Source organism: Micrococcus sp. H39-S4 (assembly GCF_027158145.1).
Taxonomy (GTDB): domain Bacteria; phylum Actinomycetota; class Actinomycetes; order Actinomycetales; family Micrococcaceae; genus Micrococcus; species Micrococcus luteus.
In genome coordinates this window covers 61,696-74,918 of record NZ_JAPVLT010000005.1, presented here as the reverse complement: position 1 = coordinate 74,918, position 13,223 = coordinate 61,696, and the positions used below count along the sequence as shown (strand labels likewise).

Annotated in this window: 10 protein-coding genes; 7 read left to right on the top strand and 3 right to left on the bottom strand. The window is 74.2% G+C overall.

What is annotated here, in order from left to right; translation table 11 throughout:
• Positions 1–21: 21 nt before the first annotated feature.
• Both sucB and O3T09_RS06630 read left to right on the top strand, forming a co-directional pair.
• On the top strand, positions 22–1,887 hold the full coding sequence (gene sucB / locus O3T09_RS06635; RefSeq protein WP_144818932.1) for a 2-oxoglutarate dehydrogenase, E2 component, dihydrolipoamide succinyltransferase: 1,866 nt from the start codon (positions 22–24) through the stop codon (positions 1,885–1,887).
• 18 nt (positions 1,888–1,905) lie between these two features.
• Positions 1,906–2,250 (top strand): hypothetical protein, encoded by a 345-nt coding sequence (locus O3T09_RS06630; protein ID WP_010078527.1) that lies wholly within the window; start codon positions 1,906–1,908, stop codon positions 2,248–2,250.
• A 116-nt stretch (positions 2,251–2,366) separates the two neighbouring features.
• On the opposite strand, the gene O3T09_RS06625 is transcribed toward O3T09_RS06630, so the two are convergent.
• On the bottom strand, positions 2,367–4,022 hold the full coding sequence (locus O3T09_RS06625) for a serine/threonine-protein kinase (RefSeq protein ID WP_144820223.1): 1,656 nt from the start codon (positions 4,020–4,022) through the stop codon (positions 2,367–2,369).
• 108 nt (positions 4,023–4,130) lie between these two features.
• Between O3T09_RS06625 and lipB the strand changes: the two genes are divergently transcribed.
• From lipB to O3T09_RS06610, 3 genes are read left to right on the top strand one after another with little or no spacing between them, the layout of a single operon-like run.
• Positions 4,131–4,832, top strand: a complete 702-nt coding sequence (gene lipB / locus O3T09_RS06620; RefSeq protein ID WP_036314221.1) for a lipoyl(octanoyl) transferase LipB — start codon at positions 4,131–4,133, stop codon at positions 4,830–4,832.
• Positions 4,829–5,836 (top strand): lipoyl synthase, encoded by a 1,008-nt coding sequence (gene lipA, locus O3T09_RS06615; protein ID WP_036383060.1) that lies wholly within the window; start codon positions 4,829–4,831, stop codon positions 5,834–5,836. Before lipB ends, lipA begins: the two co-directional genes overlap by 4 nt.
• Positions 5,837–5,862: 26 nt before the next feature.
• Positions 5,863–6,675, top strand: a complete 813-nt coding sequence (locus O3T09_RS06610; RefSeq protein WP_269295451.1) for a DUF4191 domain-containing protein — start codon at positions 5,863–5,865, stop codon at positions 6,673–6,675.
• A 122-nt stretch (positions 6,676–6,797) separates the two neighbouring features.
• Here O3T09_RS06610 and O3T09_RS06605 read toward each other — a convergent pair whose 3' ends face one another.
• The gene (locus tag O3T09_RS06605) at positions 6,798–7,298 is read right to left on the bottom strand and encodes an RDD family protein (protein WP_049146950.1); all 501 of its coding nucleotides are present in this window, start codon (positions 7,296–7,298) and stop codon (positions 6,798–6,800) included.
• A 151-nt stretch (positions 7,299–7,449) separates the two neighbouring features.
• Between O3T09_RS06605 and glnA the strand changes: the two genes are divergently transcribed.
• The gene (glnA, locus tag O3T09_RS06600) at positions 7,450–8,874 is read left to right on the top strand and encodes a type I glutamate--ammonia ligase (protein ID WP_036314201.1); all 1,425 of its coding nucleotides are present in this window, start codon (positions 7,450–7,452) and stop codon (positions 8,872–8,874) included.
• 153 nt (positions 8,875–9,027) lie between these two features.
• Complete coding sequence (locus O3T09_RS06595; RefSeq protein ID WP_269295450.1) at positions 9,028–10,032, top strand: LLM class flavin-dependent oxidoreductase; 1,005 nt, start codon at positions 9,028–9,030, stop codon at positions 10,030–10,032.
• Positions 10,033–10,098: 66 nt separating this feature from the next.
• On the opposite strand, the gene O3T09_RS06590 is transcribed toward O3T09_RS06595, so the two are convergent.
• On the bottom strand, positions 10,099–13,221 hold the full coding sequence (locus O3T09_RS06590) for a bifunctional [glutamine synthetase] adenylyltransferase/[glutamine synthetase]-adenylyl-L-tyrosine phosphorylase (protein ID WP_136939964.1): 3,123 nt from the start codon (positions 13,219–13,221) through the stop codon (positions 10,099–10,101).
• Positions 13,222–13,223 lie beyond the last annotated feature (2 nt).

Genomic DNA, 13,223 nt, shown 5'->3' with positions numbered 1-13,223 from the left:
CTCATGAGGAGCATCGGAACCATGTCTGAAACCGTGAACCTGCCCGCCCTGGGCGAATCCGTCACCGAGGGCACCGTGACCCGCTGGCTCAAGGCCGTCGGCGACGAGGTCGCCGTCGACGAGCCCCTGGTGGAGGTCTCCACCGACAAGGTCGACACCGAGATCCCGTCCCCCGTGGCCGGCGTGCTCGAGGAGATCCTGGTCGAGGAGGACGACACGGTCGAGGTCGGCGCCCCGCTGGCCACGATCGGCGACGGCTCCGGCGGCGGCTCCGCCGACGCGTCGGAGGACGACGCCGCGGCCGAGGAGCCCGCCGTCGAGGAGGCGCAGCAGGACGACGCCCAGCAGGAGCCCGCAGGCGAGCCGGCTCCGGAGGAGCGCGCCTCCACCGACCAGGGCTCGGACGGGGCCCCGTCGGCCGGCGGCGAGGCCTCCGAGGTCACCCTGCCCGCGCTGGGCGAGTCCGTGACCGAGGGCACCGTGACCCGCTGGCTGAAGTCCGTCGGCGACGAGGTCGAGGTCGACGAGCCGCTGCTCGAGGTCTCCACCGACAAGGTCGACACCGAGATCCCCTCCCCCGTGGCGGGCACCCTCCTGGAGATCCGTGCGGAGGAGGACGACACCGTCGAGGTGGGCGCCGTCCTCGCACTCGTCGGCTCCGGCTCCGCCGGCGGCGGCTCCGCCCCGTCGGAGGGCTCCTCCGGTCAGGACGAGGCGTCCGCCGAGGAGATCGAGGACAAGGCGACCGAGGCCGAGGCCCCCGAGGAGACCGAGGAGGCCGCCGAGGCCGCCGGCGCCGAGAAGTCGGAGAAGACGCCGGAGGCGTCTCCGTCCGAGGAGGCCTCCCGGCGCGAGTCCGCTGAGCGCGACCCCGCGCAGGCCGAGTCCGCCGAGGCGCCCTCCGCCACCGAGCCCGGCCAGGGCTACGTGACCCCGCTGGTGCGCCGCCTGGCCCACCAGAACAACGTGGACCTGTCCACGGTTCGCGGCACGGGCGTCGGCGGCCGCATCCGCAAGCAGGACGTGCTCGCCGCCGCGCTGGCCTCGCAGGCCGCCGCGGGCGGGTCCGAGGCTCCGGCCGAGCAGGCCTCCGAGGCTGCCGCCCCGTCGTCCGCCCCGGCCGCTGCGTCCGCCCCGGCCGCGAGCTCCTCCGTGGACCCCTCGGTCCGCGGCGAGGTGGAGAAGGCGCCGCGCATCCGCCAGGTCATCGCCCAGCGCATGCGCGAGTCCCTCGACCTGTCCACCCAGCTGACCCAGGTGCACGAGGTGGACGTCACCCGCATCGTGCAGCTGCGCAAGAAGGCCAAGGCCTCCTTCCAGCAGCAGGCCGGCGTGAACCTGACGTACCTGCCGTTCATCACCAAGGCGGTCGCCGAGGCCCTCAAGCAGCACCCCAAGCTGAACGCGTCGTTCTCCGAGGACAACAAGGAGATCACGTACCACGCGTCCGAGGACATCGCGATCGCCGTGGACACGGAGAAGGGGCTGCTGGTGCCCGTCATCAAGGACGCCGGCTCCCTGAACCTGACGGGCCTCGCCCAGAAGATCGCCGACGTGGCCGAGCGCACCCGCACGAACAAGATCTCGCCGGACGAGCTCTCGGGCGGCACGTTCTCGATCACGAACATCGGCTCCGTGGGCGCGCTGTTCGACACGCCGATCATCAACCAGCCGCAGGTCGCGATCCTGGGCACCGGTGCGATCGTGAAGCGCCCCATGGTGGTGACCGACGCGGACGGCAACGACTCGATCGCCATCCGCCACATGATGTACCTGTCCCTGACCTACGACCACCGCCTGGTGGACGGGGCCGACGCGGGCCGCTTCCTGACGACGCTGCGTCAGCGTCTCGAGGGCGGCGAGTTCGCCAACGAGCTGGGTCTCTGACGGAAAGGGAGAAGGACTGTGGATATCCTGCACAGCATCCTGGTGGCCGTGCACATCGTGTCCGCCGCAGCGATCGTGGGCGGTTGGTTCGCGCACTTCCGCAACCCGACCGTCACCACCTCGCAGTGGTGGGGCTCCGTGGGCATGATCGTCTCCGGCGTGGTGCTTTTCGGCCTCGCCATGAGCGGGGAGCCGAACCACATGAAGCTGGGCGTCAAGTTCCTGATCGGCGTCATCGTCTTCGTGGCCGCCCTGATCGGCCGCCGCAAGTCCAACCGCGGGGAGGTCGTGCCCACGGGCCTGGCCCACGCGGTGGGCGGTCTGGGCCTGGTGAACATCCTGGTCGCCGTCCTCTGGCAGTGATCAGCCCAGGCGGCTGACGCCGCACCACACCGCGGGCCCCGGGGAGCTTCTCCCCGGGGCCCGCGGCGTCCCCCCGTCTGGACCGCCGGCCTCCGGCGCTGGATCCGGGCCCGGGGTCAGCGCGGATCGACGGTCTCGACCCGCCACGTCCGACCCGCCGCGCCACCGTCCCGCCCCTCGGGGCCCTCTCCGTGGCCGCTGCGCAGGACCAGCACGACCTCCTCGGCCGTCGCCTCCCGATGCGCCGCCACGCGTCCCGCGCGGTCCACCACGGTGTGGGCCGACGTCCGGAGCACGGCGTCGACACGCAGCGCGTCGTCCCCGGCCCGCCGGGCGGGTCCGGCCTGCTCCACCGTCACCTCGAGGCCGGAGAAGGCGAACCCCTCGTCCGTCAGCCGGCGCAGCAGATCCCGGTCGTTCTCCCACGCCGGTCCCCCGGGCACGGCGTAGGCGTCCAGTCGCGCAGGCTCCGGGTCGATGAGCGCGGCAGTCCGGGCGTGGCCGACCGCGGCCAGCGCCTCGCCCACGTCGACGGCGTCCTCCCCGGCGGCACCCGCGTCCGGCACCCTCGCCGGCGTCCCGCTCTCCGGCGTCCCGTCCGCCGGGCGCGCCGCGTCCACCGAGGTGCCGGCCGGCACCGCGCCCGCCGGCTCCGGCGCCCCCTCCGTCGCGTCGCCCAGGGACGCCGGCCACCACAGCCCGGCGGTGCCGCCGCCGACGGCCAGCGCGGTGGCCAGCCCGGCGGCCACGAGGACGCCCCGGCGTGGCGCCGCCCCCCGTCGGCGCGCGAGCGCGCGCCGTCTCGGAGCCGCGCGTCGTCGGCGTCGCCGCGTGGGCCCGGAGCCCGGCAGCACCGTGGGCAGCAGGTGCGCCACCTCGGCGGGGGCGGCCTCTCCCAGCGGGACCGGCTCGGGCCGGGCCGTCGCGTATACGGCTGCGGCGGCCTCCTCCGCGCTCGGCCGCGCCGCCGGGTCCGGGGAGAGCGCCGCATCGAGCAGCAGCGCGAGCTCGGGGGACGCTTCGGGGACCAGGACGGGCAGCGGCGCCCGATGCCCGGCGGCGCCCGGCGCCCGACCGGTGAGCGCGTACCAGCCCAGGGCGGCCCACGCATGGACGTCACTCGGCGCCCCCACCGCCGGAGACGCCCCCGGTTCCGCCCCGGCCCCCTCCACCGCGGCGAGCGCCTCGGGGGCCGCGAAGCCCGGCGTCGCCCCGGCCCCCGACGCCCCGCCGACCACCCGGGCGACGCCGAGGTCGGCGAGGGCCGGGCTGCCGTCGACGCCGAACAGGACGTTCGCCGGGGACACGTCGCCGTGCACCACCCCCTCGCGGTGCAGGCACGCGAGAGCCTGGGCGATCGGGACGAGCACGGTGACGGCCTGCCCCGGGCTCAGGGGTCCGACCCGCTGCACCATGTCCTGCAGCGTGCCGGCCGCGCGGTGCTCGGTGAGGACCCCGAGGCCCCGGTCCGTCTCCACCACGCCGAGCACGCGCAGCAGATGGGGATGCGCGACCCGTCCGGCCTGCGCCTCCGCCGCCAGCGCATCCGGCGCCGCGCCGGCACGGGGCACCTTCAGGGCGGCCCGGACGCCCCGACCGTCCTCGACGAGCCAGACCTCCGCCTGGGCGCCCGCGCCGAGCAGCCGGACGGGTTCCCAGCCCGGGGCGCGCGGCGCAGCCGTGCCCGGCTCCGACGACCTCTCCGGTTCGGTCTCCGGCCCGCCGCCGACGCGTCCGGCCGCGCCGCCGTCCGCCTCGTCCCAGTCCCGCATCGGTCTCCCCTCTCCGCCGCGCCGTCCGTTCCAGCCCAGGGTGCCGCATGTCCCCGAGCGTCACGGCGGTTGTCCACAGGTCCGGGCCCGAGGACTACAGTGGACGTCATGCCCGAGACACCCCTGCCGCCCCTGCGCGTGCTCGGCCTGGCGCCCGACCTGGTGGACTACCACGCCGCCTGGGACGCCCAGCGCGCCCTGCACGCGGACGTCGTCGCCGGCCGCTCCGACGGCGAATTCCTCCTCCTGGAGCACGAAGCCGTCTACACGGCCGGTCGCCGCACCGAGGACGCCGAGCGCCCCACGGACGGCGCCCCCGTCGTGGACGTGGACCGCGGCGGCAAGATCACATGGCACGGGCCGGGCCAGCTGGTCGGCTACCCCGTGGTCCGGCTGCGCGACCGTGCCCACGTCAAGGACTACGTCTGGTTCCTCGAGGAGCTGCTGATCCGCACCGCCGCCGAGTTCGGCGTCACGGCCGTCCGCGTGGACGGGCGGGCAGGCATCTGGGTCCTCGCGGACCGGGACGACGACGGCACGGCCCGCCCGGACCGCAAGGTCGGCGCCATCGGCCTGTCCATCCACGACGGCGTCTCGATGCACGGCTTCGCACTGAACTGCTCCAACTCCCTGGCCCCCTACGAGGGCATCATCGCGTGCGGCATCACGGACGCCGCCACCACCACCCTGTCGGTCGAGACGGGCCGGACCATCACCCCGGCCGACGTCGTGCCGGTGCTCACCCGTCATCTGGACGAGCTCGGGCCTGCGTACATCGCCGTCACCCCCACGGAAGGAATCCCCGCATGAGCCTCGCCCCCGAAGGACGCCGCCTGCTGCGCGTGGAGGCGCGCAACGCCGAGGTGCCCGTCGAGCGCAAGCCCGAGTGGATCAAGGCCAAGGTCCACATGGGCCCCGAGTACATCGGCCTGAAGAACAAGGTCAAGTCCGCCGGCCTGCACACCGTGTGCGAGGAGGCCGGCTGCCCCAACATCTTCGAGTGCTGGGAGGACCGCGAGGCCACGTTCCTCATCGGCGGGGACATCTGCACCCGCCGGTGTGACTTCTGCGACATCACCTCCGGCAAGCCGCGCCCCCTGGACATGGAGGAGCCGCAGAAGGTCGCCGAGAACATCCGCGAGATGGACCTGCGGTACGCCACCGTCACGGGCGTGGCCCGTGACGACCAGAAGGACGGCGCGGCGTGGCTCTACGCGGAGACCATCCGCCGCATCCACGCGCTCAACCCGGGGACCGGCGTCGAGATCCTGCCGCCGGACTTCGGCGCGGTGCCGGAGCTCGTCCAGCAGGTGTTCGACGCGCGGCCCGAGGTGTTCGCGCACAACCTGGAGACGGTGCCGCGCATCTTCAAGCGCATCCGCCCGGCCTTCACGTACGAGAAGTCCCTCAGGGTGCTCACGATGGCCAAGGCCGACGGGCTCGTCACCAAGTCCAACCTCATCCTGGGCATGGGCGAGGAGGACCACGAGATCGACCAGGCCCTGGTGGACCTGCACGAGGCCGGCTGCGACATCATCACCATCACGCAGTACGTGCGGCCCTCGAAGCTGCACCACCCCATCGACCGCTGGGTGAAGCCGCAGGAGTTCGTCCAGTGGTCCCAGCGCGCCGAGGAGATCGGTTTCCAGGGCGTCATGGCGGGCCCGCTGGTGCGCTCGTCGTACCGCGCGGGCAAGCTCTACGCGCAGGCCATGCAGCGCCTCGGCCGGACCCTGCCGGAGAACCTGGCGCACCTGGCCGGGGAGAAGACCGCCCGCCAGGAGGCCTCCGCCGTCGTCGCCCAGATGTCCTGAGCCGCCCGACTAGACTGGACCCCGCCATGACGAAGAACAGCCAGCCCCCCGCGTCCTCCTCCGGCTCCACCTCCGCCACGCTCAAGGAGGTCAAGGCCATGCAGCGCGAGCGTCGCCTCCGCGAGAAGGAGCAGGCGAAGGCCCAGCGCCGGGACAAGCGCGCCACGAAGGGCCCGGGCGTGATCTCCCAGCTCAAGCAGGCCTACGCCATGACCAAGGCGCACGACCCCAAGGTCGGACTGTGGATGCTGCTGGCCTTCCTGGGCGCCCTGGTCGTCGGCCTCGTCATCGGCCTCCTGCTGGACAACTGGATCACGTGGCTGCTCATCGCGATCCCGTTCGGTGTGCTCGCCGCCGTCGTCATCCTGAACCGGAAGGCGCGCCGCGCCGGGTTCACCCAGCTCGAGGGCCGCCCCGGCGCCGCCGGCGCCGCGCTCTCCACGCTGGGCCGCGGCTGGATCGTGTCCGAGCAGCCGGCCGCCGTGAACCCGAAGACCCAGGACCTCGTCTACCGCGCCGTGGGCCGGCCGGGCGTCGTGCTGGTGACGGAGGGCCCCTCCCCCCGCGTCGCCGCGCTGGTGGTCAAGGAGGAGAAGGCCATGCGCCGCTTCCTGCCCGGCGTGCCCGTCACCGTGGTGGAGTCCGGCAACGGCCAGGGCCAGGTCCCGCTGCACGAGCTGCCCGGCACGCTCAAGGGCATGAAGAAGGCCCTCACGGCGCAGGAGGTCCAGGCCGTGGACAAGCGTCTGACCGCGCTCAACACCAACCGGCTGCCCATCCCCAAGGGCGTCGACCCGAACAAGGTGCGCCCGAGCCGGCGCGCCATGCGCGGCCGCTGAGCGCCGACGCACCCGCGCGAAAGGGGGGCGCCCCGCCGAGGATTCGGCGGGGCGCCCCCCTTTCGTCGTGTCCGGCCTCGCGTCGAGTCGGATCCGGCGTCGTCCGGCGCGGGCCGGTGCGCTCACATGCGGATCTCGACGGTGCCGGCGACCTTGTCGTGCATGCCGCGGCCGTCCGGGCCGACGACGACGGCCGGCAGCACGAGGCACAGCAGCGCCGTGCGCACCACCACGCGGTGCACGGGGGCGGTCCGGCCGCCGAGGCGCACCACCTGGGTGCGGCACACGGCCTTGCCCACGGTGGTGGCCAGCAGGGTGATGCCCAGGATGTGCATGGTGGCGAAGACCATCAGGGTGGCGATCGCGTCGGAGTCGAAGAGCAGCCAGGACACGCCCAGGGCCAGGAACCAGTCGATCACGAGGGCGACGGCGCGGCGGGCCGCAGTGGCCATCGAGGTCGGGCCGTGCTCGGGCAGGCCCAGCAGGTCCCCCGGCCAGCGGCCGCCGGCCAGGCCGCCGCCCGGACCGTCCACCCAGCCGGCGAGGTCGCGCCGGGTGATCAGCGGCTCGTCGCGGCGGGTCGGTTCGGGCTCTTGCGCGGGGTCGGGTGCTCTGCGTGCCACCGGCCCAGCCTACCGGCGCGGAACCGCGAGGCTCGCCGTGGGGCGTCACCGACGCCCACGGAGGCCGCCGGGCAAGTAGGGTGATGACACCCGCCACGCCAGCGCCGCCGTGCCGGACATGCCACCATCGTCACGACCACAGGAGCGCACCATGTTCACCTCCCCCGCGGACGTCCTCGCGTACATCAAGGATGAGGGGATCGAGTTCGTCGACGTCCGCTTCACCGACCTCCCCGGCATGCAGCACCACTTCAACGTGCCCGCCTCGAGCGTCGACGAGGACTTCTTCGTCACGGGCCAGCTCTTCGACGGCTCCTCGATCCGGGGCTTCGCCGGCATCGCCGAGTCCGACATGCAGCTCATCCCGGACGTCGCGACGGCCTTCGTGGACCCCTTCCGGGTCCGCAAGACCCTCACGATGAACTTCTCCATCGTGAACCCCCGCACCGGCGAGCCCTACCTGCGCGACCCGCGCGGCGTGGCCCAGCGCGCGGAGGCCTACCTGAGCTCCTCCGGCATCGCCGACACGGCGTTCTTCGCCCCCGAGGCCGAGTTCTTCATCTTCGAGGACGTCCGCTACGAGTCCTCCCCCCGCGGCTCGTTCTACGCCGTGGACTCGGACGAGGCCTGGTGGAACGCCTCCCGCGAGGACGAGGGCGGCAACCTGAGCCACAAGACCGGCCTCAAGGGCGGCTACTTCCCCGTCTCCCCCACGGACAAGCAGGCCGACCTGCGCGACGAGATCTGCTCGGTCCTGGCCGAGGTCGGCCTCGAGGTAGAGCGCTCCCACCACGAGGTGGGCGCCGCGGGCCAGGCGGAGATCAACTACCGCTTCAACACGCTGACCCACTCGGCGGACGACCTGCAGAAGTTCAAGTACGTCGTCAAGAACGTCGCCAACATGTTCGGCAAGTCCGCGACCTTCATGCCCAAGCCCGTCTTCGGCGACAACGGCTCCGGCATGCACTGCCACCAGTCCCTTTGGAACGGCGGCGAGCCGCTGTTCTTCGACGAGAAGGGCTACGCGAACCTCTCGGACACCGCCCGCTGGTACATCGGCGGCCTGCTGAAGCACGCCTCCGCGGTCCTGGCCTTCACCAACCCCACGGTGAACTCCTACCGCCGCCTGGTGCCGGGCTTCGAGGCCCCCGTGAACATGGTTTACTCGCAGGGCAACCGCTCGGCGGGCATCCGCATCCCGATCACCGGCTCCAACCCGAAGGCCAAGCGCATCGAGTTCCGCGCCCCGGACGCCTCGGGCAACCCGTACCTCGCGTTCGCCGCGCAGCTGATGGCCGGCCTGGACGGCATCCGCAACCGCATCGAGCCGGCCGAGCCGATCGACAAGGACCTCTACGAGCTGCCGGCCGAGGAGGCCGCCGACATCCAGAAGGCACCCGCCACCCTGGACGAGGCCCTGAACGCCCTCGAGGAGGACCACGAGTTCCTCCTGGCCGGCGACGTGTTCACCGAGGAGCTGATCGAGACCTGGATCGCGTACAAGCGCGAGATGGAGATCGCCCCGCTGGCCCTGCGCCCGAACCCCTACGAGTTCGAGCTGTACTACTCGGTCTGATCCGCCCGCCGCGGCCCCGACGACGGCCGTTCGTCTCCCACGCCGGAGGCGGGCGGCCGTCGTCGTGCCCGGCCGCGGAATAGTCCGGGGCCGGTGGGCGCTGGATCTGTGGAGACCTCCGCCCGGCCGGGCGGCCCGCAGACCAGGAGCACCATGACCGAGCACACCGCCCCCACCCCCCTGCCGCTGTCCCTGCTGGACCTCGCCCTCGTCCGCGACGGCGCCCCGATGGGCGAAGCCTTCGCCGAATCCGTGGAGCAGGCCCGCGTCGCCGAGGCCGTCGGCTTCCGGCGCGTCTGGTACGCGGAGCACCACAACATGCCCTCCATCGCCTCCTCCGCCACGGCCGTACTCATCGCGCACGTGGCCGCGCACACCGACTCGATCCGCCTCGGCTCCGGCGGCGTCATGCTGCCCAACCACTCGCCGCTGGTGATCGCCGAGCAGTTCGGCACCCTGGCCGAGCTGCACCCCGGCCGCATCGACCTGGGCCTGGGTCGCGCCCCCGGCACCGACCAGCGGACGCTGCAGGCGCTGCGCCGGGATCCGTCGGCGGCCGAGCGCTTCCCGCAGGACGTGCTCGAGCTGCAGGGCTACCTCACCGGCCAGAGCCTGATCCCCGGCATCGACGCCTACCCCGGCAAGGGCACCAACGTCCCGCTGTACATCCTCGGCTCCTCGGCGTTCGGCGCCCAGCTGGCCGCGCAGCTCGGCCTGGGCTACGCGTTCGCGAGCCACTTCGCACCGCAGATGCTCGAGCATGCGGCGCGCCTGTACCGGGAGCACTTCGAGCCCTCCGAGGCCCTCGCGGAGCCGCACTTCATCGCGGCGGCCAACGTGATCGCCGCGGACACCGAGGAGGTGGCCGAGCGGGAGTGGCAGGCCGCGCAGCGGGCGCGCATCCGGATGATGCTCGGCCGGGGCCGCACCCTCACCGACGACGAGGTCGAGATGCTGCTGCACTCCCCCGCCGGTCAGCAGGTGCTCGGGATGCTCGAGTGCACGGCCGTGGGCACCGGCCCGACGACGGCGGCGTGGCTGCACGACTTCGCGGCGCGGGTCCAGGCGGACGAGCTGATCATCACGACGGCGGCCCAGGACGCCGGCGTGCGGCGACGCACCCTGGAGCTGCTCGGGGAGCACGTCGTGCGCGCCTGAGCCGGCGCTCGCGACACCGGAGCACGGCCGGCCCGCCACCCCGTCGAGGTGGCGGGCCGGCGTCGTTCAGAGCCCGTAGAACCGGGTCTCGAACACCTGACGGGCCAGGCGGGTCACCCGCAGGTAGCGCTCCTCGAGCTCCCCGCCGGTCGTGCCCACCCCGCTGAGGCGGGCCACGGCCTCGAGGTCGCGCATGTTCGTGGGCAGCACGTCCGAGACCTTGCCCGTCCACAGCAGCAGGGCGGCGCGGATTCGGGTGGCCAACAGCCACGCCTCCTCCAGCACGGCGACCTCGGACTCGGGCAGCAGGTCGTGCCGGGCGATCGCCCGCAGCGCCGGCAGCGTGCCGGTCACGCGCAGGTCCTCGATCTGACCGGCGTGGCGCAGCTGCAGGGACTGCACCAGCCACTCCACGTCCGAGAGCCCGCCGCGGCCGAGCTTGACGTGCCGGGAGGGGTCCGCGCCGCGGGGCAGGCGCTCGGCCTCCACACGGGCCTTGATGCGCCGGATCTCCCGCGCGTCCGCGGTGGTCAGGTCCCCGGCGTAGCGGACCCCGTCGGCCCACCGCCGGAAGTCGGTGGCCAGGTCGTCGTCGCCGGCCAGGGGCCGGGCGCGCAGCAGCGCCTGACGCTCCCACATCTCCGCCCAGCGCCCGTAGTACTCCCGGTACGAGTCCAGGGTGCGCACGAGCGGCCCCTGGCGCCCCTCGGGGCGCAGGTCGGCGTCCACCTCGAGCGGCCGCTCGCCGGGCAGCGGCGGGGTCGCGGGGCGGTGCAGCAGGGACATCAGCGTCCGCACGACCTCCTCGGCCTGCTCGCGCGCCCGCCCCTCGTCGACGCCGGGGCGTGGCCGATGCACGAACAGGGCGTCCAGGTCCGAGCCGTAGGTGATCTCCCGCCCGCCCTGGCGGCCCATGGCCACCACGAGCACGTCGGTGAGCGGGTCGGCGTCCCCGACGACGGCGCGCGAGGCCACGCGCAGGGCGCCGACGACGGTGATCTGGTCGATGTCCGACAGGGCCCCGGTGACGGCCTTGAGGTCCAGCAGCCCCGAGATGTCCGCCAGGGCCACGCGCAGGGTCTCGCTGCGCCGCACCTGCCGCACGTGGCGGACGGCGGCCGGGGCCTCCTCCGCGGCCACGCGGCGGTCGAGCCGCGCGTCGACCTGGCGCCACAGCTGGATCGCGCCCCGGGGGTCGAGCTCCCGGTCGTCGCCCACCCAGGCCACGGCCTCGGGCGAGTGCTCGAGCAGGTCCCCCACGAACCGGGAGCCGGACAGGACCAGGCACAGCCGTCGGGCGGCGTCCGAGGAGTCGCGGAGCATCCGCAGATACCAGGCCGTGCCGCCCAGCGACTCGGAGAGCCGGCGGAAGGCGAGCAGGCCGCCGTCGGGGTCGGCGCCCCGCGCGAACCAGCCGAGCATGGCCGGCAGCAGCTGCCGCTGGACCGCGGCCCGGCGCGAGACGCCCTGCGTGAGGGCCTCGATGTGCCGCAGGGCGCCCTGCGGGTCGCGGTAGCCCAGCGCCGCCAGGCGGTCGCGGACGGCCTCCGCGGACAGCCGCACGTCCTCGGCGGACAGGGCGGCCGTCGTCGACAGCAGCGGCCGGTAGAACACGGTCTCGTGGAGACCGCGCACGGCGCGGCGCACGCGCGTGAACTCGGCCTGGAGGTCCTCGCCGGTGGCGGGGCCCCGGTCGGCGGCGCCGCGCATCGACCGGGCGACGACGCGGCGGGCCTCTTCCTTGACCGGCATCAGGTGGGTGCGCCGCAGGTGCACGAGCTGGATGCGGTGCTCGAGGGTGCGCAGCCACCGGTAGTGCTCGTCGAACGCCCGCGCGTCTCGCGTGGTGACGTAGGAGGCGGCGTGCAGCGCCCGCACCGCGTCGAGCGTGCCGCGCACCCGCAGCGACTCGTCCGCACGGCCGTGCACGAGCTGGAGCAGCTGGGCCGTGAACTCGACGTCGCGCAGGCCGCCGGGCCCGAGCTTGATCTCCCGCTCGCGCTCCGCGGGGGCGAGGGTGTCCAGGACCCGGGCGCGCATGGCCCGGACGGACTCGACGAACCCGTCGCGCGCGGAGGACTCCCACACCCGGGGCCAGATTTCCGCGATGTAGCGCTCGCCGAGCTGTGGCGAGCCCGCGATGGGGCGGGCCTTGAGCAGGGCCTGGAACTCCCAGCCGTGGGCCCAGCGGCGGTAGTACTCGGCGTGGGACTCCACGGTGCGGCTCAGGGCGCCGTCCTTGCCCTCGGGACGCAGGTTGGCGTCGACTTCCCACAGTCCCGGCTCGGGGGCCGCGCCCTGGATCACGCGGCCGATGCCCGCGGCCAGCTCGGCCGCGAGCGCGGCGGCGCGCGGCCCGTCCGGGACCTCGGCGTCGGGGTCCGCGCCGTCCGCGGCCTCGCGGACGGCGTGGGCGAACACGACGTCCACGTCTGAGACGTAGTTGAGTTCGCCGGCGCCGCACTTGCCCATGCCGATCACGGCGAGGTCCACGCGGTCCACCACGGGGCCCTCCCGCTCGGTGAGGACGGCCCGTGAGACGGCGAGCGCCGCGTCCACGGCGGCGCCGGCCAGGTCCGCGAGCCAGCGGCCCACCGAGGGCATGGCCGCCGTGGGCTCGGCGGAGTCGAGGTCGCGCAGGGCGATCGCGGCCAGCTGGCGGCGGTAGGCGCGGCGCAAGGCGACGGCGGCGTCCTTGCCGGTGACGGCCGCGAGGGGGCGGTCGGCGTCCGGGTCGGCGCCCACCGAGTCCAGGAGCAGGCGGCGCAGGGCGGCGGACGCATCACCCCAGGGCTCGCCGGCGGTCGGGTCGGGCTGGGCGAGGGCGGGCGCGGTGGCGGCGGCCGCGTCCGGGTCGAGGACGAGGTCCAGTTGCTCGGGACGGCGGATGAGGAACTCGCCGAGGGCCTCGGAGGCGCCGAGCAGCCGCAGCAGGCGGGCCGTCGTCTCGGGGTCCCGGAGGGCGTGGTGGACGCGGGGCTCGCGCTCGGCCAGGCGCACCCACAGCAGCAGGGCCCGGTCGGGATCGGCGGCGTGGCCGAGGAGCTCGACGAGGGGACGCACGTCCACGCCCTCGAACTCGGGCGAGGTGAGCAGCGTCTGCACGCGGCCGGCGTCGGCGACGCCGGCGTGCGCGAGGGTGCGGCGGTCCGGGGCGTCGGCGGTCGCCGCGTCGGGCAGGGCGGACACGG

Bases quoted from the DNA above. Each gene is read 5' to 3' on its own strand.
- glnA (WP_036314201.1), top strand. From the start codon at position 7,450: ATGTTCACCTCCCCCGCGGACGTCCTCGCGTACATCAAGGATGAGGGG.
- O3T09_RS06625 (WP_144820223.1), bottom strand. From the start codon at position 4,022: ATGCGGGACTGGGACGAGGCGGACGGCGGCGCGGCCGGACGCGTCGGC.
- O3T09_RS06610 (WP_269295451.1), top strand. From the start codon at position 5,863: ATGACGAAGAACAGCCAGCCCCCCGCGTCCTCCTCCGGCTCCACCTCC.
- lipA (WP_036383060.1), top strand. From the start codon at position 4,829: ATGAGCCTCGCCCCCGAAGGACGCCGCCTGCTGCGCGTGGAGGCGCGC.
- sucB (WP_144818932.1), top strand. From the start codon at position 22: ATGTCTGAAACCGTGAACCTGCCCGCCCTGGGCGAATCCGTCACCGAG.
- O3T09_RS06595 (WP_269295450.1), top strand. From the start codon at position 9,028: ATGACCGAGCACACCGCCCCCACCCCCCTGCCGCTGTCCCTGCTGGAC.
- lipB (WP_036314221.1), top strand. From the start codon at position 4,131: ATGCCCGAGACACCCCTGCCGCCCCTGCGCGTGCTCGGCCTGGCGCCC.